This is a genomic window from Streptomyces sp. NPDC104581 (assembly GCF_055583685.1).
Window position 1 is genome coordinate 48,098 of record NZ_JBVJNN010000031.1, and the last position, 26,053, is coordinate 74,150.

Annotated in this window: 17 protein-coding genes; 9 read left to right on the forward strand and 8 right to left on the reverse strand. The window is 71.6% G+C overall.

All coding sequences use genetic code 11. The annotated features are described in order from the left end of the window. Positions 1-6: 6 nt before the first annotated feature. From ACZ61E_RS23465 to ACZ61E_RS23485, 5 genes are all read right to left on the reverse strand, one after another. The gene (locus tag ACZ61E_RS23465) at positions 7-3,135 is read right to left on the reverse strand and encodes a glycoside hydrolase family 38 N-terminal domain-containing protein (RefSeq protein ID WP_469701809.1); all 3,129 of its coding nucleotides are present in this window, start codon (positions 3,133-3,135) and stop codon (positions 7-9) included. 73 nt (positions 3,136-3,208) lie between these two features. Next, on the reverse strand, positions 3,209-4,393 hold the full coding sequence (locus ACZ61E_RS23470; RefSeq protein WP_469701810.1) for a glycoside hydrolase family 76 protein: 1,185 nt from the start codon (positions 4,391-4,393) through the stop codon (positions 3,209-3,211). A 49-nt stretch (positions 4,394-4,442) separates the two neighbouring features. Beyond that, positions 4,443-5,303 (reverse strand): carbohydrate ABC transporter permease, encoded by an 861-nt coding sequence (locus ACZ61E_RS23475; protein ID WP_469701811.1) that lies wholly within the window; start codon positions 5,301-5,303, stop codon positions 4,443-4,445. A gap of 2 nt (positions 5,304-5,305) precedes the next feature. Beyond that, the gene (locus ACZ61E_RS23480) at positions 5,306-6,265 is read right to left on the reverse strand and encodes a carbohydrate ABC transporter permease (RefSeq protein WP_469701812.1); all 960 of its coding nucleotides are present in this window, start codon (positions 6,263-6,265) and stop codon (positions 5,306-5,308) included. After that, positions 6,262-7,575, reverse strand: a complete 1,314-nt coding sequence (locus ACZ61E_RS23485; RefSeq protein WP_469701813.1) for an ABC transporter substrate-binding protein — start codon at positions 7,573-7,575, stop codon at positions 6,262-6,264. The genes ACZ61E_RS23480 and ACZ61E_RS23485 overlap by 4 nt, the downstream gene beginning before the upstream one ends. Before the next feature lie 289 nt (positions 7,576-7,864). On the opposite strand from ACZ61E_RS23485, the gene ACZ61E_RS23490 reads away from it, so the two are divergent. The 4 genes from ACZ61E_RS23490 (at position 7,865) to ACZ61E_RS23505 (ending at position 14,920) form a co-directional block, all read left to right on the forward strand. After that, the gene (locus ACZ61E_RS23490) at positions 7,865-9,574 is read left to right on the forward strand and encodes a class I mannose-6-phosphate isomerase (RefSeq protein WP_469701814.1); all 1,710 of its coding nucleotides are present in this window, start codon (positions 7,865-7,867) and stop codon (positions 9,572-9,574) included. Beyond that, positions 9,571-10,587, forward strand: a complete 1,017-nt coding sequence (locus ACZ61E_RS23495; protein WP_469701815.1) for an ROK family protein — start codon at positions 9,571-9,573, stop codon at positions 10,585-10,587. Before ACZ61E_RS23490 ends, ACZ61E_RS23495 begins: the two co-directional genes overlap by 4 nt. A gap of 191 nt (positions 10,588-10,778) precedes the next feature. After that, entirely contained in the window at positions 10,779-11,762 is a 984-nt protein-coding gene (locus tag ACZ61E_RS23500) for a LacI family DNA-binding transcriptional regulator (protein ID WP_469701833.1), read from the forward strand. A gap of 95 nt (positions 11,763-11,857) precedes the next feature. Further along, positions 11,858-14,920 carry an alpha-mannosidase gene (locus tag ACZ61E_RS23505; RefSeq protein ID WP_469701816.1) on the forward strand — a complete coding sequence of 1,021 codons (3,063 nt, stop codon included), beginning with the start codon at positions 11,858-11,860 and terminating at the stop codon, positions 14,918-14,920. A gap of 622 nt (positions 14,921-15,542) precedes the next feature. Here the strand turns inward: ACZ61E_RS23505 and ACZ61E_RS23510 are convergent. Then, positions 15,543-16,385, reverse strand: coding sequence for an alpha/beta fold hydrolase (locus ACZ61E_RS23510; RefSeq protein WP_469701817.1), 843 nt, complete (start codon positions 16,383-16,385; stop codon positions 15,543-15,545). A 705-nt stretch (positions 16,386-17,090) separates the two neighbouring features. Between ACZ61E_RS23510 and ACZ61E_RS23515 the strand changes: the two genes are divergently transcribed. Both ACZ61E_RS23515 and ACZ61E_RS23520 read left to right on the forward strand, forming a co-directional pair. Beyond that, positions 17,091-17,993 carry a hypothetical protein gene (locus ACZ61E_RS23515; protein WP_469701818.1) on the forward strand — a complete coding sequence of 301 codons (903 nt, stop codon included), beginning with the start codon at positions 17,091-17,093 and terminating at the stop codon, positions 17,991-17,993. A 47-nt stretch (positions 17,994-18,040) separates the two neighbouring features. Then, positions 18,041-19,195: a hypothetical protein gene (locus tag ACZ61E_RS23520; RefSeq protein ID WP_469701819.1), complete on the forward strand. Its 1,155-nt coding sequence runs from the start codon at positions 18,041-18,043 to the stop codon at positions 19,193-19,195. Positions 19,196-19,334: 139 nt separating this feature from the next. Here the strand turns inward: ACZ61E_RS23520 and ACZ61E_RS23525 are convergent, their stop codons facing one another. Then, on the reverse strand, positions 19,335-20,540 hold the full coding sequence (locus tag ACZ61E_RS23525; protein ID WP_469701820.1) for a Dyp-type peroxidase: 1,206 nt from the start codon (positions 20,538-20,540) through the stop codon (positions 19,335-19,337). A gap of 903 nt (positions 20,541-21,443) precedes the next feature. Between ACZ61E_RS23525 and ACZ61E_RS23530 the strand changes: the two genes are divergently transcribed. Genes ACZ61E_RS23530 through ACZ61E_RS23540 form a run of 3 tightly spaced genes read left to right on the forward strand, consistent with a single transcriptional unit; the run spans position 21,444 to position 25,771 of the window. Beyond that, positions 21,444-22,091, forward strand: coding sequence for a DUF6338 family protein (locus ACZ61E_RS23530; protein ID WP_469701821.1), 648 nt, complete (start codon positions 21,444-21,446; stop codon positions 22,089-22,091). Positions 22,092-22,093: 2 nt separating this feature from the next. Continuing rightward, positions 22,094-22,246 carry a hypothetical protein gene (locus ACZ61E_RS23535; protein WP_469701822.1) on the forward strand — a complete coding sequence of 51 codons (153 nt, stop codon included), beginning with the start codon at positions 22,094-22,096 and terminating at the stop codon, positions 22,244-22,246. A gap of 3 nt (positions 22,247-22,249) precedes the next feature. After that, positions 22,250-25,771, forward strand: coding sequence for a CHAT domain-containing protein (locus ACZ61E_RS23540; protein WP_469701823.1), 3,522 nt, complete (start codon positions 22,250-22,252; stop codon positions 25,769-25,771). An 82-nt stretch (positions 25,772-25,853) separates the two neighbouring features. Here the strand turns inward: ACZ61E_RS23540 and ACZ61E_RS23545 are convergent, their stop codons facing one another. Beyond that, entirely contained in the window at positions 25,854-26,027 is a 174-nt protein-coding gene (locus tag ACZ61E_RS23545; RefSeq protein ID WP_469701824.1) for a hypothetical protein, read from the reverse strand. Between the last annotated feature and the right edge of the window lie 26 nt (positions 26,028-26,053).

The window sequence follows — 26,053 nt, forward strand, 5'->3', positions numbered from 1 at the left end:
TCCACCTCACCGGGGGTCCGGGCGGCGCTCCGTCGTCAGCGACACCGCGGTGGTGCCGAGCCGGGGCAGCGGCACCGGCAGGGAACCGTCCGCCTCGACGCGCAGCGTGGCGCCCACGGTGCCGAGGTAGTCGGCGGTCGCCGCGCCGGTGACGGAGAACCCCGGGGTGAGCCGGCAGACGACGGGTTCTTCCGCGAAGGACTGCAGGCGTACGAGGACCCGCGCCGGTTCCGGCACGGTCAGACCGACGATCCGTACGCGCGGGTCGTCGAGGGTCAGCAGCGAGTGGGCGGTGGCGGGAGCGGCTTCGGGTGCCCGGCTCGCGCGTACCGGCACCAGGGGCCGGCTGGTGACGGCGGCCGTGCGCATGCCGAGGACGGCGCCCGCGCCGGCCGGCTCCTCCTCCCAGCCGACGCTGTAGCGGAACACGTGGTCGAACGCCTGCTGGGAAGGGAAGTTGGTGTCCCAGATGTTGTTGTGGACCCAGGAGAAGACCGTTCCGGGCTCTTCCTGGGCCAGTGACGGCGGATACGGCGCATAGGGGATGGCGATGCCGCCCACCTGGATCAGCGGCGCGTCCTGGGTGGCCAGCGCCGCGCCGGTTCCGTTCTCCTGGAGGCTGACCCAGCGGCGGATCGCCCGCATGTGCCGGGCGGAGCCCGGCACCGTGGGCAGTCCCGTTCCCGTGGCTCCGCCGGTCGCCTCCATCCGGACGACCGGGGAGGTCATGGCGAAGGGGAAGGCGAAGAACGCGCTCTCCTTCGTCAGGGTGGCGGTCTTGTCGATCCGGTTCTCCAGGTCGATTCGTGCGCTCGCGTGCGGCAGATGAACCCTCACCCGGAGGCGTCGGGCTCCCGCCGGGGCGCACTCGTAGACCAGCGTCTCGCCGGTGGCGTCCGAGGTCCGTTCCACCAGGGCCGCCGGGGGCGCCGTGTTCCGTGTGGCCAGCAGGTGCATCGATGCGTCGGCGGTGGTCTTGCTGGACTGGTGGTTGAACCCGCCGGCCGTGGCGTACTCGTCGTACAGGTAGCCGTTGAAGCCGACCGTGGCGTCCTGGCGGACCAGCTCGCTGCCGGTCCGCTTGTCCACGATCGAGTCGATGCACGCGGACGCCAGGTCGACGTGCAGGCGCAGGAATTCGTTCTCCAGGACCGTGGAGGTTTCGGCCGGGACGCTGTCTTCCGCCGCCGGCTCGGCCGACGGGGCCGCAGCGGGCTCGATGTCCACCCGTACCGCCCCGTGGGGCGGTACGGCGGGCAGCCGGAACAGCAGGAAGCGTCCCGCCGCGCGGTGGAGTTCGTTGCTCTGCGCTTCTTCCACCGCCTCCAGCCCGGTTCCGTCCCGGGAGTCGACGACCCGCACCGGGTCGGCGAGGGGCACGGTGCTCTCGGGCAGGAAGAGCCGCACCGTCTCGGACCGTTCCCAGCTGCACGTGTTGACGACGTAGTAACCGGCGAGCGTTCCCTCGCGCGGAGCGAGCCGTTCCCCCAGCGCGGCGCTCGCGGCGTCGAGCAGGGTGCGGGCCCCGTCGTGGGCGTGGAGGGCTTGGGCGTACTTCCAGTGCCACTGCCGCTCGCCCGACGCGTGGCCGTGGTCGCCGTGCGTCCAGGGGTCGCCCGCTCCCCACGTGTGTTCGTTGAACAGCGAGGCGGCGCGGTACACCTCGGGGGCGGCCCCGGTGATCCGGACCCCGTCCGGCGCCCCCAGGATCTCCGCGTATCCCGCGACGGTCTGCGCGTCGGCGAGCCCCGCCTGCCCGTCGCGGGTGGCGGCCAGCGGCACGGCGCCCGCTCCGACGCCGTCGACCCACCAGTCCGTCCAGTCGCCCTCGAACGTCTCGATCCGGTCGCCGAGCCGTTGTTCGGCGTCGATGAAGAAGTCCTCGTTGCGGGAGGTGCGCAGGAGGGGGAAGGCCCATTCCTCGTTCCACCGGCGTACGGTCTCGGCGATGACGCGGCGCGGCGGGCCGTTGTCCGCGAACTTGCCCAGGACGCGCAGGTGCAGGATGTCCCACGGGTAGGGGTCACCCTTGAACTCCTCGTCCAGTATGGGGAATCCGGGGATGCCGCGGCCCTCGTGCGGGTACTGGTGGTTCGCCAGCGCGGTGAGGTAATTCGGCAGCAGGTCGTCGACGCGCTCGAAGGACTCGTCGAAGCCGAGGATCGACCCCTCCATGTAGGCGAGGCCGTGCGGGGTGTCGGTGCGCCATACGAGCACTTCGCGTCCGCTCGGCGCCCGCCAGCGGAACAGGCGCGGCAGGTCCTGGCCACCGGTGTGGTGCGGTACCGCGCGCCCCGCCCAGTTGTGGGCGACCGACAGGTAGCGGATCCCGCTTCCCGCGAGGACGTCGGGGAGGCCGACGACCTGGCCGGGTACGTCTGTCTGCATGGCCGTGGTGATGTCGATGCCGTGCCGGTCCCGCAGCTCGCGGACGGGGCGCAGCAGTTCGTGCAACTCGTCGGTGGAGCAGGTCTCGGTGTGCAGGTTGAAGGGCATCGCGGCCAGTTCGACGCGGCCCTCGCGTACCCGGTCCAGGAATTCCGCGACCTGCCGCGGCGGACGGTTCTGTGACCAGTTCTCGTAGCTGAAGAATCCCTCGACCGCCCAGCGGAACTTCGACGTGTCGGGCCAGTCGTCCGTGCTGCGGCAGAGTTCGAGCAGGGAGTCGAGGTACTTGCGCCCTTCGGCGAGCACGGTGCTCTGCGGGTCGGTGTAGCCGATGTCCAGGTGGGCGTGCTGGACGAGGTGCAGCGTCCAGTGGCGCTGCGGGGTCAGCCGTACCTCGACGCTTTCCCCGTCGGCCAGCTCCGGCAGCTCGACCAGGACGGGTGTGGGCGACTCCACCTCCGGGACGAGGAGCCGGACGTCTCCGCCGGGCCCCGGCAGGACGTCGCACCGCAGCGCACCGCCCGCGACGGTGGTGACGCGGGCACGGGTGACCGCTCGGCCGCCCGTGGTGACGCGGACGGACTGGAGCAGGCCGCCCGCGCCGTCGTGGCGCAGCAGCGGCTCGGGGGCCAGCCGGATCCGGTGTCCGCCGAGGACCCCTTCGGCGGACACCGCGCGGTCCCGCAGGATGTCGCGGGCCGTGTTCGAGTCCCACCAGGAGGGACGGGCAAGTGCGGGGCGGGGCATGGGAGAGGTCTCCACTCGTGTGCGGTGCGCTGCGGTGTGCTGCGGTGCGGTGCTGGTCGGGGGCGGGTGGGGCTCAGGAACGGTCGGTGGCGAGCCCGGCGAAGATCTGGACCATGGCGGACTGGTGGAGGGTCTCGGCCTGTGCGGCCGGGTCGTGGTCGCCGCCGCCGGAGGGCTGGAAGCGGAACAGGCCGTCGGACGGCGACCGGTTGTCCTTCCAGGTCTGCTCGGCGTACGCGGCGGCCGTCTCCCGGTACGCGCGGTTCGGCCGCACCTCGTCCAGGATGCGGAGGTTGTCGAAGTAGAAGGCGTTGAAGATCGCCGGCTGGTCGTGCAGCCGGTCGCCCTGCTTCCAGTAGCCGAGCGAGCCGGTGGCGTCCTCGACAGCGCGGTCGAGATAGGCGCGGTCACCGGTGGCGCGGTAGAGCGTGGCGGCGGTGCCGATCATGGCTCCGGAGTTGTAGGTCCACAGGGTCTCGTTGACGGTGCCGTCGTCGTCGCGGCTGTTGCTGTACAGGCCCGGGGAGCTGCGCAGGCACGACCAGTTCCACTCGTACCACTTCTTCGCGCTCGCGAGGTACCGGTCGTCGTGGCCGGTGGCGTAGAGCTCTGCGGCCAGTTGGGCGGACAGGCCCGTCACGTTGGCGGCGCGCATGTAGTTGCCGGGGGAGTCGACCCAGTGCATGCCGCCGGGGCAGGGTTTGGCGGGGTCGTCGTCCCAGCCGCGGCTGACGACGTCGAAGGTCTCCGCCGCCCGCTCGAGGTAGAGCCTCTCGCCGGTGGCCCGGTACTGGTCGAGGAAGGTGAGCCCGACGACGGCGTTGTCGTCGTAGAAGACGTCGCCGCCCTGGCCGAGCGGTGCGGGCAGGTAGGAGTCGTAACCGGGCCTGCCGTCGCGGGGGTTGAAGTACAGGCGCAGGGCCGTGAAACGCTCGGCGGCATCGCGGTCGTAGCGGGCGCCGACGCCCGGGAGTTCTGACATGTCGACGGTGGCGGCTGCGGCCTCCCGCAGGGGCCACAGGTACGAGTGGGCGTTCTCCCCCTCCTCGCGGGGTGTCTTCTCCAGGTACAGGCCGTGCTCCCGCGGGCCCTGGTAGAGGTGGCGCTGCAAGGCGTCGTAGCCGGCCTCGGCGCGGTGGGCCCAGGTGGCGGGCGTGGTCTCCCGCCGCTCGTCGCCGGCCGCCGCGGCGGGGCTCGCCCACAGCGCTCCGGTCAGAAGGGCGAGGGCAAGTGCGGCGCGTGCGGGTGTTTTCACCATGGTCTGCCTTTCGGGAAGGTGGATCGGTGAGGGGCGGCCGGGATGCGGCTCAGCCGTGCAGCTTGAGGCTGCTGACGAAGAAGCGCTGTGCGGAGAAGAACAGGACGACGGTCGGCAGCGAGACGAGGAGCGCGCCACCGAGTACGACGGGCGGCCCGACGTTGGAGTAGTTGCCCTGGAGTTCGGCGAGGGCGGCCATGACGGGACGGATGTTGCCGCTGGTGGACAAGGTGATGCCGAACAGCAGGTCGTTCCAGACGGCGACGAACTGGAAGACGAACGCGGCGACCATGGCGGAGCGGGACAGCGGCACATGGATCTGCCAGAAGATCCGCCACCACGACGCCCCGTCCATCCGGGCCGCCTCGATGATCTCCGGTGCCAGCGTCAGCGCGAAGTTGCGCATGATGAAGTAGGCGAACGGGATGGCGATGGCCACGTACACCAGGAACAGTCCGAACTGGGCGTCGTAGAGCCCGGCATCGGCGTACGCCAGGAACAGGGGCCGCAGGAAGACCTGGAGCGGCAGCAGGGTGCCCGAGTAGATCAGCCAGAACCACAGCGCCTTGTGCCGGACCGGCATGATCACGGTGGCGAACGCGGCCGTAGTGGCCACCACGATGGCCGCTCCGGCGCTGGTGACGGCGTACAGCAGGCTGTTGCCCATGGCGGGACCGAGGTTCGCCCGCGTCCAGGCTTGGGACATGTTGTCGTAGAGGCCGAAGCCCTGCGGCCACCAGTGCGGCGTGCCGCCGTAGTCGGCGGCCGGCACCAGGGCGTTGACCAGCAGCAGCCAGGTGGGCAGGGCCCAGGCCAGGGAGATGACCACCAGGGTCGCGTTGCGCAGGATCCGGCCGGGCGTGAGCCGCGCCCGGGGAGCGGACCTCCGTGTGGTGCCGGGGGTGGTCATGATCAGTTGCCTTTCGGGGTCAGCTGACGGCGCAGATACAGCCACGAGGCGACCAGCACGATCGTGGTGAGGACGACCGCGACGGCCGCGCCGGCTCCGGGGCGCAGGGCCAGGAAGGTCTCCTGGTACATCGAGACGGCGAGCGTCTCCGAGGCCCGGCCGGGCCCGCCCTGGGTGAGCACCCAGATCAGGTCGAACGACTTGAGCCCGTTGACCAGACTGGTGCCGACGACGATCACCGAGACCGTCCGCAGCTGAGGCAGTACGACGTACCAGAACTTCCGCCAGCCCGCCGCACCGTCGAGCGAGGCCGCCTCAAGGGTTTCGGGCGGGATGGTCTGGAGCCCCACCAGGAAGAGGATCACGGCGACGCCCGCCGACTGCCACGTATTGGCGGCGATCATGACCAGCGTGTTGCCGGGCCATTCGAGGAGCCAGCCCTGGGCGAGGGAGTCCAGACCGAGTGCCGTGAGCATCTGGTTGGCGGCGCCGTCGGTGGTCAGGACGAAGTTCCACACCACCGCGACGGCCGAGCCGGACAGGGCGTAGGGGAGGACGACGACCAGGCGGGCCACACGGGACCAGCCACCAATGTGCGTCAGCACGGCGATGGCCAGGCCGAGCAGGAGTGGGAGCGCGACCGTGCCGACCACCCACATCAGGGTGTTCTGGATCGACCGCGTCAGTACGGGATCGCTGAGGAAGAGGCCGTAGTTGTCGAGACCGGCGAAACCCGATACGCGCCGGTCGTCGAAGAAGCTCCGGTAGACGGTCGAGACGAACGGAAACAGCAGCAGCGCGCTCACCAGGAGCACGGCGGGAGCCAGGAACCCTGCCCCCGCCAGCCTCTCCCGTATCCGCCTCCCCGGACGCCGCCCGGGTGCGGAACGGCCGGGCCCCTGGCGGGCCGGGGCCAGTGACGCGGGGAGCGGCGAGCGCCGCTGTCCGACGGAAGAACTCATGCCTCGTCCCTCTCCCACGCGGCCCACTCCTTCGACGCCCGCCCCGCCATGCTGCGCAGCGTGGCGCGCGGAGAAGCGGCACCGGTCATGAAGCTCCCCAGGTCATCGGTGTTTCCCTGGACGAGGTTGGGCGGACCCGACTCGCCGTAGCGGGGCAGCAGCGTCCAACGCTCCTTCAGCGCACGGTCCTTGAGACCTGCCATCACCGGGTTGCCCGGCTCGGACAGCGGATTGGCCGAGGCGTCCTGAAGGAAGTCCGTCCACACCTTCTGCACCCTCGGGTCGAGCCAGTGCGCGGCGTTGGCCATCGCCGCCTCGTGCGAGACGGCCTTGCGCGGGACGGCCAGCACACCCGACTCGGTGATCACGGAGCGGCGGGTGGAGCGGTCGACGGGAGGCATGACGAAGGCGTCGAAGTCGGTGCCCGGCTTCATGCCGGTGGCCGCGATTCCCTGCGACTGCCAGGAACCGTGCAGGAACATGCCGACCCTCCCGGTCTTCAGCGCGGCGGGCCCGTTGTTCTGGTCGAAGTCGGCCGGTGTCATCCAGCCCTTGTCCATGAAGTCCTGCCAGATCTGCATCGCCTGCTGCGCCTGCGGGTCGGTGTACTGCGCCTTGCCGCTGATCAGCTCCGCGTAGAACTCCGGGTCCACCTTGCTGACGAGCTCCTGGAACCACTCGTAGGCGGGCCAGTTGCCGGTCTGCGTGGCGACGAACGGGACGACGCCCGCCTTCTTCAGCACCTCGGCGTTGTGCAGCAGCTCGTCCCAGGTGTCCGGCGCCCTCAGGCCGTGCTCGCGGAAGAGGGCCGTGTTGTAGAAGAGCACGTAGTACGACTCGTAGAGCGGTATCCCGTACACGGAGCCGCGGTACGACATCGCCTCACGCGTCTGGGGAGTGATCCAGCCCTTGCGTTCACAGTCGGCCCAGATCGAGGAGAGATCGCTGAGTTCCCCGGTGCGGGCCAGTGACTTGAGGAAGTAGCCCGAGGCCCACTTGATCATGTCCGTGGCCTTGGTCGTCTGGAGCGAGATCTGCGTGACCTGCTTGTACGACGTGGGGTTCGGGTTGGACAGGGGGCGCAGCGCGTACCCGGTGAGCTTCTTCAGCTCGCGCCCGGCCGCGACGTAGCCCTGGTCCCAGGTGGCGTTGTCGTTGGCGAGCGAGGTGGTGCCGGGCTGCACCGCGGTGCTGTCTCCCCGGGCGCAGCCGGCCAGCGAGGCCACGGCGCCCGCTCCGACGCCGGCCAGGACGGTGCGGCGGCCGAGTGGGTGGGACGACCAGTGTGTCGCCCCGCCGATTGATCTCATGGGTTCCCTTCCCTGCGGATCCCGGCGGAGATCCCTGGCTCTGGGGGGTGCGATGGGTGGAGAGCTCGGGGTCCGCCGCGAGATCTCGCCGTACCGCACGGCGGTGGCGGTTCGGATTGCGAGGATGTTAACGACACCATCTGGTCGAAACAAGCCTCCGTGACGAGAATCCTCGGGCTACCCCCTCCGATCTGGCATTACGCATCATGAGGAAGTGCTCCCCTTGTTCCCTCGTTTGGTTATCGATACCATCCCGGCGGTTGCCCCGCTCACCTCTCCAGGAGTACCTGTGCTCTCAGATCCCCGACCGTACGAACGCGACCCCCGCTACCCGGCCACCGCCGCCGTGACCAGCGGGTGGAACGACGCCGTGGCGACCCTGCCCGGCCGGCCGACCGTGCTCGCCGTGGACGGGCCCGCGGCCCTGGACTGGGACGAGGCCGCCCGAGGGATCGCCGCGGCCCTGCGGGCGCGGTCCGTGGAGGTCGGCGTCCTCGACGTGCGCGAGCGCTGGTCACCGGCGGCCGTCGAGCGGCTGTGCACCCCGCACGGCGGTGCCGACGCCTTCTTCCTCCCGCTCGCCGGGTTCGAGATGGCCGACCTGTTCGAGGGTCCGCCGGCCGTCGAGCGGCCCACGCACGGCGTCCTGCTGGTCTTCGGTCCCGGCGCCGCCCTGTGCGCACCCGATCTGACCTGGTGGGCGGACCTGCCCAAGCGGTATGCCGAGAGCGCCGTGGCCGCCGGGACACTGCCCGTGGGAGTCAACCTCGGGCGCCCCGACGCGCCGGGTGAACTGCGCCGTCTCTTCTACACGGACTGGCCGGTGGCCGACAGCCACCGCGACGCGCTCGCGCCCACGATCGACCGGTGGATCGACCTCCAGGACCCGCGGGCCCCCGCCTCTCTGGACGGTACGGCGATGCGCGCCACCCTCGCCGGGCTCGCCCGGCAGCCGGTGCGCACCCGCCCGTACTTCAACTCCACCGCCTGGGGCGGGAGGTGGGCCGCGGACACGCTCGGTTTCGAACCCGACGACGGCAACACCGCACTCGGCTACGAGCTGATCGCACCCGAAGCCGGTGTCCTCGTGGGGCAGGACGCCGGCGCACAGGTGGAACTGCCCTTCCAGCTCCTGTGCGTCCTGCACCCCGAGCAGTTCCTCGGCACGGACGTGCACGAGCGCTACGGCACCTCGTTCCCCATCCGTTTCGACTACCTCGACACCGTCGGCGGCGGCAACCTGTCCCTGCACTGCCACCCGCGGGAGGGGTACATGCGGGAGCACTTCGGCTGGTCCTACACCCAGCACGAGACCTACTACGTCACCGCGAGCGAGCCCGGCGCCCGGGTCTTCCTCGGACTCAGGCAGGACGCGGACGTGGACCTGCTGCGCAAGGAAGTCGAGGAGTCCGCCGCGCACGGCACCCCGCTGCGCGTCGAGGACCATGTGCGGACGTTCCCGGCCGATCCCGGGCAGCTGTTCATGATCCCGGCCGGCACCCCGCACGCCTCCGGCGCGGGCAACCTGGTCCTGGAGATCAGCGCCACGCCGTACCTGTACTCACTGCGGTTCTACGACTGGCTGCGCCGCGCCTCCGGGGTTCCCCGGCCGCTGTCGCACCGGCACGCCTTCGCCAACCTCGACACCGCGCGGCGCGGCTCCGACGTGGCCGAGGATCTCGTGCAGCGGCCGCGCGTCCTGCGCGAGGGCGCGGGCTGGCGCGAGGAGGTCATCGGCGCCCTGCCCGAGATGTTCTACGCGGTCCACCGCTTCGTACTCGACGGTACCGGCCCGGCGCACGACGACACGGAGGGCCGTTTCCACATCCTCAACGTCGCCGCCGGCGACGGCGTGATGGTGGAGACAGCCGACGGCCGGCGCCACGGCCTCGCGTTCGCCGAAACGCTCACCGTGCCCGCGGTGACGGGCGGCTACCGTCTGCACCCCGTCGGCACGCGGCCCGTCCAGGTCGTCAAGTCCCTGGTGACACCCGCATGACCCGGGTGCCCGTGCTGGAGATCGGCGGCACCCACGTCACTGCCGCCCTGGTGGACATGGCGACCGGACTGCCGGTCGCCGGCTCCGTCGTCCGCCGACCGGTGCCCGCCCACGCGGGCGCCACCGAGATCCTCGACCGCTTCGCCGAGGCCGCCCGGCAGGTCCCGGCACCCGCCCAGGCGCACTGGGGCGTCGCCGTACCGGGGCCGTTCGACTACGCGGCCGGCATCGGAAAGTTCCGCGGCATCGGCAAGTTCGAGGCCCTGCACGGCCTCGACGTCGGGGCGGAACTGCGCGGGCGACCACCGCACCCACGGGCCGTCACCTTCCTCAACGACGCGGACGCCTTCGCCCTGGGGGAACACCACGGCGGGGCCGCGGCGGGCCGGAGCCGGTCGGTGTGCATCACCCTCGGTACCGGCATCGGATCCTCCTTCCTGTCCGACGGACGTCCCGTCACCGAGGGCCCCACCGTCCCGCCGGGCGGCCGGGCCCACCGCATCGAAGTCGACGGACTGCCGCTGGAGGAGGTGGTCTCGCGGCAGGCGATCCGCACCCGGTACGCCCGGGCCGCAGGTCTCCACGGCGCGGCCGAAGTCCCGGACGTCAGCGCCATCGCCGACCTCGCCCGACGGGGCGACCGGCACGCCGCCGAGACGATCAGCGGGTGTTTCACCGCGCTGGGGCGCGCCCTGGCACCCTGGTGCGCCGCCTTCCGGCCGGACGTCATGGTGATCGGCGGCTCCATGGCCAAGTCCTTCGACCTCATCAGCCCCACACTGCGGGCCGGCCTCACCACCGGGGCCGGGACCACCGGGCCTCAAGCCGAACGGACCGTCGCCGCGATGGAAGTGTGCACCGCCCGACGCCCCGACGACGCACCCCTGATCGGCGCCGCGCACTGGGCCCTGGGACACCGTACGGAGGGCGAGCCCCGTACGGAGGGCGAGCCGCCGGTCGCCCTCCCCGCCGCCCCCACACCCGGTGCCGCCACCCGAGCACCCCGGCCATGACCGTCCCGACCCGCGAGGACGGGCCGCGGCGCTCACCCCCCGGGGCGGACGGCACCGCGGGCCCGGCACTCTCTACAATGGCGGCGCCCGCGGCTCCGGCGATCCACCGGCTGCACACCACCCCTGACGGTACGAAGGAAGGACCGGCCGTGGCCCAGCACCGACCGAGCGACGCCGCCGCCGCGCCGACGATGCGCGACGTCGCCGCCCGCGCCGAGGTCAGTGCGATGACCGTCTCCCGGGTACTCAAGGACGACCCCCGGGTCACCGAAGCGACCAGGAGGCGGGTGCTGAGCGCCGTCGACGCGCTCGGCTACCGGCGCAACGAGACCGCCCGCCGACTGCGGGTCGGCGGCAGCGGCATGATCGGTCTGCTCGTCGCCAACCTGGCCAACCCCTTCTACTCCCGCCTGGCACTCGGCGTCCAGGAGGTGGCCTACGCGCACGGCCTGCGGGTCCTGCTCGGCAACACGGCCGAACAGGTCGACCGGGAACGGGGGCTGGTGGAGGACCTCGCCGCCAGCCAGGTCGACGGGATGATCGTCGTCCCGGCCAGTGGCAGCCACCGTCACCTGGCCCCGGCCGCGCTGCGCGGCATGCCCCTCGTCCTGGCCTCCCGGCCGCCGGCGGGAATGGAAGCCGACTGCGTCCTCGTGGACGACTACGGCGGAGCCGAAGCGGTCACCACGCGGCTCATCGACGACGGACACCGGCGCATCGGTTTCCTCGGCAACCCCCCGGCGCTCTACACCGGTGCCGAGCGGTTCCGCGGCTACTGGGCGGCGCACGAGGAAGCCGGCCTGGAACCCGACGAGCGTCACATCCGCCGCGGACTGTCCGACGTGGCCGCGGCCGAACAAGCCGCCGTCGCCCTGCTGAGCGGGCCCGACGCCCCCACCGCCCTCTTCTGCACCAACAACCGCCTGACCCACGGCGCCATCCGCGCCGCCCGCACCCTCGACGCCCCGGTGTCCCTGGCCGGATTCGACGACTTCGACCTCGCGGACGTCCTCGGGCTCCCTCTGACGATCGCCTCCTACGACGCCGACGAGATCGGACGCAGGGCCGGCCGGATGCTCGTCGACCGCATCAACGCCGGCCCCGGCGCCCCGCCGCCCGTGCGGCGTTCGATGGTCCCCATCGAGGTCATCCGGTACGGGACCGACCTCACCTGAGCGTTCCCCATCCGCCCCTTCCGGGCCCGCCGGCCATCGGCGTGGCCCGGTACACAGTCCTGCCGCCCGCGCGCGGAATTCCGGACGGAGTCTCCATGCACGACAACCGCACACTGACCGAAGGCCGACTCGCCCGGGTCCTCGACCAGCGCCTCAGGCCCGCGGTCCACGCCCGCTCCCTCCCCCTGGAGGTCAGCGCCCACCACATCCACGGCGAACCCGTACCGGTGAGCGACGGTGTCGCCGGGCCCTACAAGCCGATTGACCCCGGCGCACCCTGGGGACCGGCCTGGTCCACCACTTGGTTCCGGATCCGCGGCGCCGTACCGGTCGACTGGGCGGGGGAACGGGTCGAAGCGGTGCTCGACCTCGGCTTCGGCACCACCCAGCCCGGCTTCTCCGCCGAAGGGCTCGTGTACCGGGCGGACGGCACACCGGTGAAGGCCCTGAACCCGCGCAACTCCTGGCTCCCGATAGCCGAACAGGCCGAGGGCGGTGAGGACTTCGAGTTCCACATCGAGGCAGCCGCCAACCCGCTGATCTTCGACTCCGACGCCGCCGGCGACCCCTTCGTCCCCACCCGTGCGGGCGACGTCGCCTCCTGGCTGCGCGCCGACCGCCCCGCCGGGCCGGCGGGCGAACCGCTGTACCGGCTGACCCGCATGGATCTCGCCGTCTTCGACCAGACCGTCTGGGAACTCGTCCAGGACCTCGACATACTGTCCGGGCTCATGCACCAGCTGCCCGAGGACTCCACCCGCCGCGGCCAGATCCGCACCACGGTGAACAGGGCACTCGACGCGATCGACCTCCAGGACATCGGCGGCACCGCGGGCCGGGCCAGAGCACTGCTCGCCCCTGCCCTCACGGCGCCCGCGCACGCGGGCGCCCACCAGATCTCGGCCGTCGGCCACGCGCACATCGACACGGCCTGGCTGTGGCCGGTACGCGAAACCGTGCGCAAAGCGGCCCGCACCGTCTCGAACGTCACCGCGCTGATGGACGACCACCCCGACTTCCGGTTCGTCATGTCCCAGGCCCAGCAACTGGCCTGGCTCAAAGAACAACGCCCCGAGGTGTACGACCGGGTCCTCGAGAAGGTGGCGACCGGTCAGCTCCTGCCGACCGGCAGCCTCTGGGTCGAACCCGACACCAACTTGTCCGGCGGCGAGTCGCTGGTCCGCCAGTTCGTCCACGGCAAGCGGTTCTACCTGGAGGAATTCGGCATCGAGACACGCGACATGTGGCTGCCCGACACCTTCGGCTACAACGCCGCGCTGCCCCAGCTCATGAAGCTCGCCGGCATCGACTGGTTCCTCACCCAGAAGATCTCCTGGAACACGACGAACGCCTTCCCCCACCACACCTTCTGGTGGGAGGGCATCGACGGCTCCCGCGTCTTCAGCCACTTCCCGCCCGTCGACTCCTACAACGGCGACCTCTCCGGCGCCGACATCGCCCACACCGAACGCAACTTCCGCGACAAGGGGGCCGCCAACCGCTCCCTGGTGCCGTTCGGCTACGGCGACGGCGGAGGCGGACCCACCCGCGAGATGCTGGCCCGCGCCGGCCGGCTCGCGGACCTTGAGGGCTCGGCCAAGGTCGAGCTGGAAGGCCCCACCGAGTTCTTCACCAAGGCACAGCGGGAGTATCCCGACGCACCGGTATGGGTCGGCGAGCTGTACCTGGAACTTCACCGTGGCACCCTCACCAGCCAGCTCGCCACCAAGCAGGGCAACCGGCGCTGCGAACACCTGCTGCGCGAGGCGGAGCTGTGGTCCGCGACCGCCACCGTGCGCACCGGCGAGCCGTACCCGTACGCCGCACTCGACCGGATCTGGAAGACCGTCCTGCTCCACCAGTTCCACGACATCCTGCCCGGCTCCTCCATCGCCTGGGTGCACCGGGAGACGGAACAGGCGCACCAGGACGCCGCCCGCGAACTGAACGCCCTCATCGACGCCGCCCAGCGGACCCTGGCCGGCCCGTCGGGCCCCGACGGCGGCGAGGTCGTCTTCAACGCGGCCCCGCACAGCCGCGACGGCGTGCCCGCCCACGGTGCCGTTCCCCGCGGCACGACGCCCCGTCCGGTGCCCGTACGCGTCGGCGACGACAGCGGCCTCGTCCTGGACAACGGCCTCCTCCGCATCACGGTCGATGTCCGCGGCCTGATCACGTCCGCCTACGACCTCACCGCCCAGCGCGAGGCACTCGCCCCCGGAGCGGTGGGCAACCTGCTCCAGCTCCACCAGGACTTCCCCAACCAATGGGACGCCTGGGACCTGGACGCCTTCTACCGCAACTCCGTGCAGGACCTCACCCGCGCCGACGAAGTCACCCACGATGGCGACGCCATCCTGATCGTGCGAAGCGTCAACGCATCACGTATCCGCCAACGGCTGTCCCTGCCCGAAGGGGCCCGCCGGCTCGACATCGACACCACCGTCGAATGGCGAGAGCGCGAGAAGATCCTCAAGGCGGCCTTCCCCTTCGACCTCCGGGCCGGCCACTCCACCAGCGAGATCCCCTTCGGCCACGTCCAGCGGCCCACCCACTCCAACACCAGCTGGGACGCCGCCCGCTTCGAGATCTGCGCCCACCGCTTCCTCCACCTCGCGGAACCCGACTGGGGAGCGGCCCTGGTCAACGACTCCACCTACGGCCACGACGTCACCCACGACGTACGGCCCGACGGCGGCACGACCACCACGGCCAGGCTCTCGCTGCTACGCGCCCCTCTCTTCCCCGACCCGGAGGCCGACCAGGGCGAACACCGCTTCCGCTACGGCCTGGTGCTCGGCGCGGACATCGGCGACGCCGTACGCGAGGGCTACGGCTTCAACCTGGCCGAACGCACCGTCACCGGCACAAGCGCCGTCGACCCGCTGGTCGAGGTCGACCACGGCGGCGTCGTGATCGAGGCGGTCAAACTCGCCGACGACGGCTCGGGAGACGTGATCGTACGGCTCTACGAGTCACTCGGCAGCCGGGCCGGCACGACCCTCCGCACCGGATTCCCCCTGGCCACCGCCACCATGACCGATCTCCTCGAACGCCCCCTCGCGGACGAACCCGAACTGACCACCTCCACCGACGGCGTCACCTTCGCCTTGCGCCCGTTCCAGATCGTGACCGTACGTCTGCTCCCGCGCGGCTGACCGCTCGACGCGTTCACGACGCCGGACGGGTCAGCGCACTCCGCCGCCGAGCGGGTCCGCGCGCGCCGGGAGTTCGCGGACGCGCTGATCGTGTCATTGCGCGTGGTCGCGGGGGAGGGGCGGTGACGACCGGACACGCGGGCGGTTGAGGGGGCGATCAGGCACGCCACCGTCGGCCCTCCGCGCCGACAGGAGTTCCGCGGGTGTCTCCACGAGGGCGTGCACGGCGTTCCGGAGCCGGCGCTGTCACTGTACGAAGACTGGCTGTGCGGGACCGGAGCGGGCGTGCCGCGCGAGGGCCGAGAAGTCCGGTGCGTGCGCGTTCCTCGCCACCCGGCTCCGGGGCCCGTGGCCGCGACCGACAACGGCGTGAGCCACCGAACGAGGTACCGCTCTCCGGGCCGAGTGCTGTGAGAGGCTCCGCCACCGCCGCCGGTGAACGCCCGTCGACGTACCTTCGGGCGGCACCGCCGTCGTCGGCACCCTCCCCAACCCGTCGCCGCCTCCACCCCATCGGTGACCGTCCCGGCCCGCACGCCACCGTGATCGGCCGGCCCTCCGGAGTCGGGAACCTCGCCGCGCGTCCTCGGCGCGGCTGTCCGTGCCGCACTCCGGCGTCCTGTCAGGACCACAACGCGCGCAGCGCAGCGTTGACTTCGGCCGGGTGCTGCGTGTGCGGGTAGTAGCCCGGCACGCGCAGGCGCCGGGCACCGATGCGGTCGGCGACCGCCTCCGCGCAGGCCAGCAGCGGCTCCCCGGCATATCGGCGATACGGCTCCGGAGCGTCCTGCCAGGTCCCCGAGACGACGAGCTTGGGCCAAGGGGCGGCGGCCAGTGGCTCCAACGGCGGATCCGCCTCCCACACCGGCCGCTCACGCATCGACGTACGCACAGCGCGCAGCCTCTCGGGCGTCGGTTCCGGCATCGCCATGCCGAGCCCCTCCGTGGACAGGCGCAGGTACTCCGCCGGGTCCGACTCCTGCCGCTGCGGCGGCTCTTGCCGGGAGCCCGCGCCGTCCGGCCGTACCGGCTCCTCCGTGCTCACCGACATCTCCACCCGGTCCAGCAGCTCGCGTACCGCGGGGTGGTCCGACGCGGCCCTGAAGGCGGACGGCTGGATCAGCGCGAGCGAGCGCACCGCCCGGGGACGACGCCCGGCGGCGAGCATCGCGGCCAGCCCACCGTGGGAATGACCGACCAGATGCGCCCCGTCAGGGCAGTCGTCGAGCAGCCTCACGAGATCCTGCGCATCGGCCTCGAAATCGCTGCGCGCGGTGTCCGGGGAACTTCCGTACCCCCGCCGGTCCATCAGCAGCAGTGGGCGGGTGTCCGTGAGCGGGCGCTGGGCGGCGAATCCGTACGCCGCGTCCTCGCCCCAGGTGAAGATGCCGTGGACGAAGACCGCGGGCACGGCACCCGCTCCACTCGCCGCTGCATTCCAGACGGTCACGTGTACCGGCTCCATCGGTCCTCCTCGTGCGGGACGGCCGGGCGGTAGGAGGCATGCCCATCACGGAATGAACAATGCTCCAAAGCCCGGGCCGGAACAGCGAGTCCGGAGGCACCGGCCCGCCCACGACGCGGCACCGGGAGAGCCCTGGCCATCGCCGGTCCCGCGGCGGGGGCGTACCAACCGGGCTGAGAGCTCGCCCGTCGGCCTCGCCGTTCGCTCGGAACCGACCCGCAAGACGACTCGGACAGGTGGACAGCCAATGCCTGTGACGGGAAGTGCGGTGCGAGCCCGGCTGTGCATGAGGGGGCTGGTGCGGATCCGGGACGAACGGCGTGAACTCGGCGGACAGGCAGTGCTGTTGTCCCTATGGTGTCGGTGAGGGACGGTTGGTGCGCTGTGCGCGGCTCGGGGCTCCACGTCGGGCAGCCGAGCGGAACACCATCTATCACGTCGTGGGGGGATGGCATGACTGCGACCGTGTCAGCGGGCGGGACACCGGAACCCCCGCCGAACACCGCCGGGAGCACTGGGAGCACCGGGGAAAATACCACTCCGGAGCCGGCGAGGGGGAGCGGGACAGCCGATGCCACCTCACCGCCCGCCCCCGTGCCGTCCTCGCCGAATCGACCCCCTGGCACGCCGCCCCGGCCCCCGGATCCCCCCAGCGCGGGAAGCGGGGCCGACGGCCTTCAGACGGTCCTCCCCGAAGCGCTCGGAGTGCCTGCCGGAGCCTCCCGGCGCAAGAGGAGACTGTGGCTGTCGGTGGTGGCGGCGAGTGGTGTGGTGGGCGCGCTGGGCGGGGCGCTGCTCGCTTACGCCATGATCGGACCGAGCACCACCAGGGAGAACGACTCCAACAAGGCGTACGACGCCTCCCAGCCGCCCTTCACCGTGTCGGTGCAGCCCGAGCAGAGCGAGCCCCGCGAGTGGGCGATGGTGCTCGACCGGACGCTGACCGACGACGAGGTCCGGAGGATGAAGAGCAGCCGGGACGTCTTCACCTACCTGAAGTCGCTCGGCGGCCGTCCGCTCGCCTACGCGCCGCTGCTGGAGCACGCTCCGCAGCGGTACACCGAGGAGCAGACCTCCAGTGGGCGCATGGAGTTCACGGACACGTTCAAGATGACAGTGATGAGCACACGTCAGTACGCGGTCACCATCGACGACTGGAAGGTCACCGACCTCACGTGCCGCGAGAGCACGGCACAGGCCGTCATCGGACAGCCGCCACAGGGCGGAGCCGCATACGAGGGAATCCGGCTCCACCTTCCGCCCCGCGCCGACGAACCGGTGCTGACCGACGACACCGAGGGACAGGGCGAGCCGTATTTCGGCAACCGCTTCGTGGAGGTCGGCAACGGCCAGTCCTCGGGCGGGCTCCGGGCGGAAGTCATCGCCCCACCCGGACAGACATGCGAGTGGGGCGTTCAGATCCGCTACAAGGACACCCACCGGCCTGAGGGACGCTGGGTCCAGGTGAAGGACGACAAGGGCGAGCCGCTCCGTATCCGCACGGAGTCCGTCCCCGCGAATCCCCGGCAGAGCTGGATCTTCGGAGCCATGCCCTGGACGTCGTGTCACGACCGACCGGAGGAGGACCATTGTTACGGGCTGCTCTGAGGGGCGGGGCGGCGGTCCTGGTCGCCGTGCTGACTGTCCTGTGCGTCATGGGATGCGACTCCCCGCCGCCCGAGGAAGAGGAGCGGCCGCGGGCCGGTCCCTCGGCGCCCTACCGGGGCAACCGCGGATACACCCTCCCCGACACCCCGTTCACCCGCGACGGCACGGTCGTCACCGCGACCTGCAGCGTGGGCGCACGCTACGCCGGGGTCAACGTGCAGGCCTGGGATCCCGAGCGGTGGGAACTGCGCGCGACCCGGAACTTCTTCATCCCGGCCGACGCCGCGTTCACCAACTACAAGGACGCCAAGAACGTCAGCAGCCCTCTCGTGGACCTCTGCGGAGTCAGTTCGGACAGGCCGTCGCCGTATGCCGCGGACGATCTGGAGTACGTGACCCCCCGGGTCCGCGCCCTGTTCGACCTGGCGTACACACGTATGGCCGTGGTGCTCCGGGATCCCGACGGCAGGACGGCGCACGCCGGCTTCGTGGAGAGCGGCGGCAACGCCGACGACTTCGTGCGCCTCGGCGAGGGGAGGGGCGGCGACGAGCAGAACGCCGTGATGGCACCCGACGGACGCGGCGTGTGGTTCACGTACATCACCGCCGACGGTGAGCGCAGGATCGGTGCGCGGTCCACCGAGGGAGATCACCGCCTGTCGGACGAGGGTCCGGCGACCGGGCACGACCTCCCCCTGAGCGTCACCGGGAAGCCGCCGCGCGCCGTGCAGGCGAACATGTTCCACCTCGCTCCCGGAGGCCGCCGCTTCACCGCGACCGCTCCGAGGATCTACGGGCACGTCTTCCGGACCCCGGGTTCCTCGGGACCGCTCACCGCGGAGTCGGGCCGCTCCGCCACGCTGCTCAGTCAGTGTGTCGGCATCGTCGGCTGGGTCGGGGAGGAACGGGTGCTGTGCCGTACCCAGTCCGGCGACTTCCGGACGCTGGACGCGCGTAGCGGCCGTTCCGAGGGCGCCGCCGTCGCCGTGGTCCGCGACGACGACGGGAGAGCCGTCGAGGGGATGGTGGTATCGGCGGACGGCGAGAAGTTCATCGTCTCCGTTCACCTGCCCAACGACCGCTCCGGGGAGCCCTTGGGACAGGGCGACTTCAGGGTCGTGTCGACTTCGGGGGAGGGGGCCGCCATTCCTGTCTCCGCCGAGTCCTTGACCAGCGACACGGTGTTCCTGGAGTGGCGGTGACATGCGTGAGTGCCTCTGTACAGAGGGGACACCAGCCCCCTGCCCCCGGGTGTGGCGCATCCTCACGGACAACGCCACCCGCCCGACATCCCACCCCACCGAGAGAGCCCGCCAGTTCAGGGTCGTGCGCCGCCCGTACTCACCTCTGCCGGTCGACGGCTCGGCCTCGGAAGGGCGCCGGCGCGGCAGCCCCGTGACCTCGCGAGCCGAGCAGGGCTGAGCCGTACCAGTCCGAGGCGTCGGCCACCCCCGGCAGCGCGAGGAAGTAGCCGCCACCTGTCGTGGTGCTGAAGTCGGCGAACCGCTCGCCTTCCAGCCTCTTCTGCACGGTCGCGAACTGCCGGTCGATGTCGCGCTGGTAGCAGCAGAAGACCAGACCCACATCGAGCGTCCCGTCGGGTGCGACGCCCCGGTCGATGTTGTAGCTCCGGCGCAGCAGGACCGAGTCCTCGCTCCCGGGGGTGCGCGGATTCGCCCGGCGGATGTGGGAGTCCAGCGGCGTGACCCGCCCCTGCGGGTCCCGCGCGTAGTCGGGCAGGTCGCTCTCCTTGCGTCCGTCCAGCGGCGCCCCGGTCGACTTGCGCCGCCCGAAGATTCGTTCCTGCTCACCGAGGGGGACCCGGTCCCACGCCTCGGCCCGCAACCGGATGGTGCGGAGAACCTGGTAGCTCCCGCCACGGGCCCAGCCCGGCCCTTCCGGCCCCACCCAGACCAGCCGGTTCATCTCGCGCGCCGAGGCCGTGTCCGGGTGCGCGGTGCCGTCCTTGAAGCCGACGAACGACCGCGGGGCGCCCTCGGGGCGCGGCGGGTTGAGGAAGCCGTTGGCCCGCCACCTCGTCCGCAGCAGTCCCGAGGTCTCCCGGGCGAGGTCCCGTACGACATGGAGGACGGCGTCCGGGTGCTCGGCGCAGACCTGCACCGAGAGATCGCCGTGGCAGCTTCCCGGATCGAGCCGGTCCCCGGGGAACTCCGGCATCGGGCCGAGTCCGGGCGGCAACGCCCCCGCCAGCCCGTACCGCCCGTCGAACAACGAGGCACCCACCCCGACGGTGATGGTCAGCCGGTCCTCCGGGCCCCGCACCGCGGCCACGTCCGGGTCCTGCGGAGTGACCCCCGCCGTCAGAGTCCGGCACCGCACGGTCAGCTTCTTGAGAAGCGCCGTCAGCCCGGCGCGGTCGTGCGCGAGCACGTCGAAGGCGACGAACCCGCCGAACGGCTGCTGCCGGGTGACGATCCCCGCCTGGTGCGCACCGTGGAACGGCACCCGCCCCCCGTTCGAGCCGGCCGCCGGCGTGCCGGAAGCAGCGCCCACCGCCATCGTGCCGGACAGCCCCGCGGCACCCACGACACCCGCGGCTCCCCGCACGACGACACGCCGACCGGGACACGCTTCCCGGCGTTGGTCACTCTCGGTCATAGCCGTTCTCTCTTCGGGATCTGTACGGCCCACTCTGTCCCACTCACCACTACCCGGCACCGACGACGGCTGATCGAGCCCGACCCCTCCCGCATCCGTATGGCCTACGGCGAGTGCGAGCCCGGAGTGAGCCGGTGTGCCCTTCAGCGGCCGACAAGGGACATGGGTCCGCCCCGCGACCGCAGCCACTTCAGGAGCCCTCAACGGTTCTGCCTTTCGCGGCTTGCTGACGCCCGTGCGGCGTCCGGCGACCGTTCGCGGCCGACGCTCTGGTGAACCCCCGTCACCACGTCGTAGCTGATCCAGGACTCACAGAGCTTCAGGCCTTCCGTGACAGCGCCGGGCAGCGGAAACCGTACGGGCACCCTGGTGCGCCGTGGCGTGACGCGGCCCGCTCGTCACGCGGAGCGGTCCCGCCGCCTCGCGGTCGAGCCGCGAACGTCGGCAGTGACGGAGCGACCAGCCCCCGGAGCTCATCAGGAACCAGGCGCTTCGACAGATCAGCACTCACGGCCGACGTCATGCCGTTCGAACACCACGTTTTGCCTACAGCGAGATCCACCCGGAAGAGAAGGTCACGACCTGCGCCGTCACGCGTCCTCACCGACAACGCCTCGGCCTGCCGCCCGGGCCTGACCCGGAGGAACGCCTCTGGCGCAGCAGGCGCGTGATCGCAAGGGGGAACCCCACCTGTCCCGCACTTGGCACCGGGCGGGCGACTTGGTGCTGTGCCGCTCCCTCTCGATAGCCGTGGAAAGGGGTGTTCCGCCCACCGCGGAGACACAAGCCAGTAGCCTGATCAACGGAGTCCGTGAGACATGGGGGTGGTGAGTGCAGGCGCCCGCGACCGTCGTGCAGTTCGCTCTGCTCGTCCTGCTGGTGCTGCCCGGGGTCACCTATCAGTTCGTCCGCGAGCGCCGCCGTGGGCCGCTGCCCGGTGAGCGTGATCTGGGTGAGCGGGTGCTGCGGGCGATCGTCGCGTCCGTCGCGCTGGACGCCCTGTACGCCGTGGTCGCGGGCCCGGCGCTGATCCGCCTGGCTCGGGGCACCGGCGGGGGCTGGGACGGCTTCGTGGAACGACCGCGAGCGGTCGGCTTCGTCGCCGTGGTGCTGTTCCTCGTCGTACCGGCCGTGGCGGCGGTCGCCGTCTCCCTGGTGGACCGGCGGCGGCGCAAGGCTCGGTTCCTGCGCACGCCCAGCGCCTGGGACCACGCGTTCCGCGACCGCGAACCGTGCTTCGTGCGCGTGCGGCTCAAGGACGGCAACTGGGCGGGCGGTTGGTACGGCGACCGGTCGTACGCCTCGTCGTACCCCCACCCGGCCGAGCTGTACCTCGAATCGGCGCGCATGATGGGTCCCGACGGGGCGTTCGGCGCTCGCGTGCGCGGGACGGCGGGCCTGCGGCTGCGGGCGGAGGACTTCGACGTGCTGGAGTTCGTCGAAGCCGGAGAACCGGCGTCCGCGCCGGGGGAGGAGTAGTAATGGCACACGAACCCGAACCCGAGCTGTCGGCCGAAGAGGCGGCGCTGCTGCTGGAGGCCGCGGAACGCGGCTACACCCCGAAACGTACGGTCGCCGAGCCGGACGAGGCGCCCGGCGGCCCGGCCGGCACATCGAACGGCAACGAGGACTGACGCGTGGGTGACGGGCCCGCGGACGGCCCGGCCGAGCGGTTCTGGGAAGCGTTCCACGTGGCCCGGTACAGCCCGGATCCCGCGTCGGTCGAGAAGGCGATCGATCTCGGCCGTGCCGTGCTGGCCGCCGAGGACGTGGCCGAGCGCCACGTGGTCCTGTCCCATCTCGGGAGCCTGCTGCAGACCCGCCACCACCAGACCGGCGACTTCGAGTTCCTGCGGGAAGCCGTCCGCGAGGTCACCGAGGCCTACTTCCTGGCGTACGAAAGCCCGGAGGACTCGGCCGGCTACGCCAGCAACCTCGGCATGCTGCTGCACACCGCGTTCGGGAAGAACCGCGACCTCCGGACCCTGGCCGACGCGCTGGACTGGAGCCGGGCGGCCGTTGAGGAGGGACCGGTTACGGAGAAGGCTTTCTACCTGGGTAACCTCATTGTCGCGCTGCGGACGGCGTTCAACGTGACGAAGGACCTCGCTCCCCTGGCGGAAGCCGTCGAGCACGCGCGGGCCGCCGTCGAGTGCTCCCCCGACGACATGCTCACGGCGAGGAGCCTGCACTCCCTCGCCGTCGTCCTGCGCGACTGGTCCCAGGACACCGGGGAGACCGGTGTCCTGGAGGAAGCCGTCGACGCCGCGCGGCGGGCGGTGGAGCTCACGCCTGCCGGGTCGTCCGACGTGCTCGGCCGGTTGAAGATCCTCGCGTACCTTCTCGACGACCGGTACCACGCTCGCGGAGCGCGGGACGATCTGGCCGAACTGCTGCGGGTCCGGCAGACGTTGGTGGCCCACACGCCCGTCACCGACCCCCAGCACTCGCAGAACCTCGGCGAGCTGACAACCACGGAACGAGCCTGGGCCGCGCTCACCGGCGAGCGCCCGAAGTCGCCTCCCGGCTGGTGGGAACGCGCCGACACCGAAGCCGAGATGTGCGGCCGGTACGCCGCCGAGTTCAAGCACACCCGGGACTCCGCCCTGCTTGAGCAGGCGATCGAGCTGGGGCGCTCGGTGGTGGCGGCGACCCCCGCCGGGCACATCCGCCGCGGCGCGCGGCTGGACCACCTCGCCGCGGCGCTGGTCACCCGCGGTGAAGCGTTCGGGGACCACGCCGCGCTCGTGGAGTCGGTCGCCGTCGAGCGGGAGGCGGTCGCCTGCACGCCGGTGGGCCATCCGCTGCGGGTTCAGTTCATGGGCAACCTCGCCGTCAACCTGAACGCGTTGTTCCACGCGACCGGAGACCTGGCCCACGTCATGGAGGCGATCGACGTCGCTCAGCGTGCCGCCGAGGCCACGGCCGGGCAGGGCGACCACCCCCGTTCACTCGAGATCCTCGCCGTCGTGCTGCACCACCGGTTCCGGGTGACCGGCGAGCTGCAGGTGCTGTCGGAGGCGGTCGACCGCGCGCGGGACTCCGTCCGCCTCGGCGCGAGCCTGGTCGCCGGGCAGGCACAGCGGCTCTCCAATTTCGGCGCCCTGCTGTCCGACTGGTTCATCAGGACGGGCGAGGCGAGCGTGCTCGACGAGGCGATCGACGCGCACCGCGCGGCCGTGGACGTGACAGCGGACGACGACCCGGACCGGGCAGTGCGGCTGGCCAATCTCGGCGGTGTGCTGGGGACGGCGTACGAGAAGTTCGGCGACCGCGACGCGTTGCGGGACGCGATCGCGGCGCGTCGCGCCTCCGTGGCCGCGACTCCGGAGGACAGCCCGCACTGGCCCGGGTACACCGCGAACCTGGCCGCCGCGCTTGCGGACTGGTGCACGAACCCCGTCGCACCCACCGTCGCGCGACGGGAGCCGCCGGATCCGCGGGTCCTCGCCGAGGCGGTCGGCCTCGCCCGGAACGCGGCGCGGAGGCCCGAGCAGGACGCCTATTCCCGGGCGGGTCTGCTGACCCGCGTCGCCAACGTCCTCGCGCTCGGCTTCCGGCACCTCGACGACCGCGACGCACTGACCGAGGCGCTCGGCTGCTACTGGGAGGCCGCGGCGTCTGCCGCGTCGCCGGTGGAGAGCCGGGCGGAAGCGGCGGACCGCTGGGGTCGTCTGGCCGCCGCAGCCGGGCAGTTCGACGTGGCCGCCGAGGGTTACGCCGCCGCGGTCCGGCTGCTGCCCCGGCTCGCCGGACGCCGCCTGGGCCGCGAGGACGCCCAGTACTGGCTCAGCCGGTTCGCCGGGGTCGCCGCCAACGCGGCCGCGTGCGCGCTGACCGCCGGAGACGAGGTCAGCGCGGTGACCCTGCTCGAATCAGGGCGCTGCGTGCTCGCCGCCCAGGCACTCGACAGCCGCGGCGATCTTTCCGACCTGCACGAACGGGCACCCGAGCTGGCCGAACGCTTCCGAACGCTCACCGCGGCCTTCGAAACCGACACCACCGGCGACCGCGTCGCCCTCGCCGACGAGCTCGACGCGGTGATCGACCGGATCCGCGCGCTGCCCGGGATGCAGCGGTTCCTACGGCCCCCGCTGCTCAACGACCTCACCGCGCAGGCGCACGAGGGCCCGATCGTGTACGTCAACGTCAGCCGGCACCGGTGTGACGCGCTGATCGTCACGCCGGACGGGGTCAGGGCGTACCCGCTGGACCGGCTGAGCGAAGAGGCCGTGAGTCACCGCGTACGCGCTCTGAACACGGCGTTCACGAAGGGGCGGCTGGCCGCCGAGCAGACGATCCATGACACGCTTGAGTGGCTGTGGGACACCGTCGCGGGCCCTGTGCTCGGCGAACTGGAGCTGACGGCGCAACCGGCTGCGGATGGCCCGTGGCCAAGGATCTGGTGGGCCCCGGTCGGATCGCTCAGCCTGCTCCCGCTACAGGCGGCGGGCCACCACCGCGACGGCGGACCTGTGCTCCTCGACCGCGTCGTCTCCTCGACGACGCCGACGATCCGCGCTCTGGGCCACGCCCGCGCGGGCCGCCGCGACGACCGGAACGAACCACGGCTGCTGGTGGTCGCCATGCCGCACACTCCGGACGCCCCGGACCTGCCTGGCGCTCAGGCCGAAGCCGACCACCTGGCCGCTCTCGTACCCGGTGCCACGGTCCTGGTCGGCGCTGACGCGACTCGTGACGCCGTTCTCGACGCCTTGCCGGCCAGTAGTTGGGCACACTTCGCCTGCCACGGGTACAGCGACCCGGACAACCCTTCGGACAGCCGACTTGCGCTGCACGACCACGACCGCACACCGTTTCGGGTGCTGGACCTTTCCCGGCTGCGCCTGCGGAACGCGGAGTTCGCGTTCCTGTCGGCCTGCGACACCGCCCGCACCACCGCGCGCCTGTCCGACGAGGCCATTCACCCGTTGGCGGCGTTTCAGATCGCCGGGTTCTCCCAGGTGGTCGGCACGCTCTGGCGCGTCGACGACGCCGTGGCACCAGCCTTCAGCCGGCAGATCTACGGCGAGTTGACCGCGGATCGATCCGGTGCGTTGTGCGCGTCGGCGGCGGTCCATCGCACGGTCAGGCAGCTCAGCAAGAAGTATCCGAACCTGCCGTCGGTGTGGGCCGCACACGTCCACGCGGGCGCCTGATCACGCACACTCCGCCGTATCGGAGATTGATCCGCAGCCGACTCGGCCCACCGCATAGGTAGCTGTCACCTGCATCCGCTCATCACTTCGATCTCGCGCCCGATGAGCCGCTCAACGAGCGCGTACCGCCGCCCCACGGGCCTTCGAGGTCCTGCTCGGCGCTGAAGCCGCCACAGACGAGACCGGCGTACGGCACATGACGAAGTCGTACGCCACCGCCGAAGTCGAACTCCCTCGCCCACCGGCCCGCTGCCACGCGCGACGCGTCCAGACCCCGTGGCC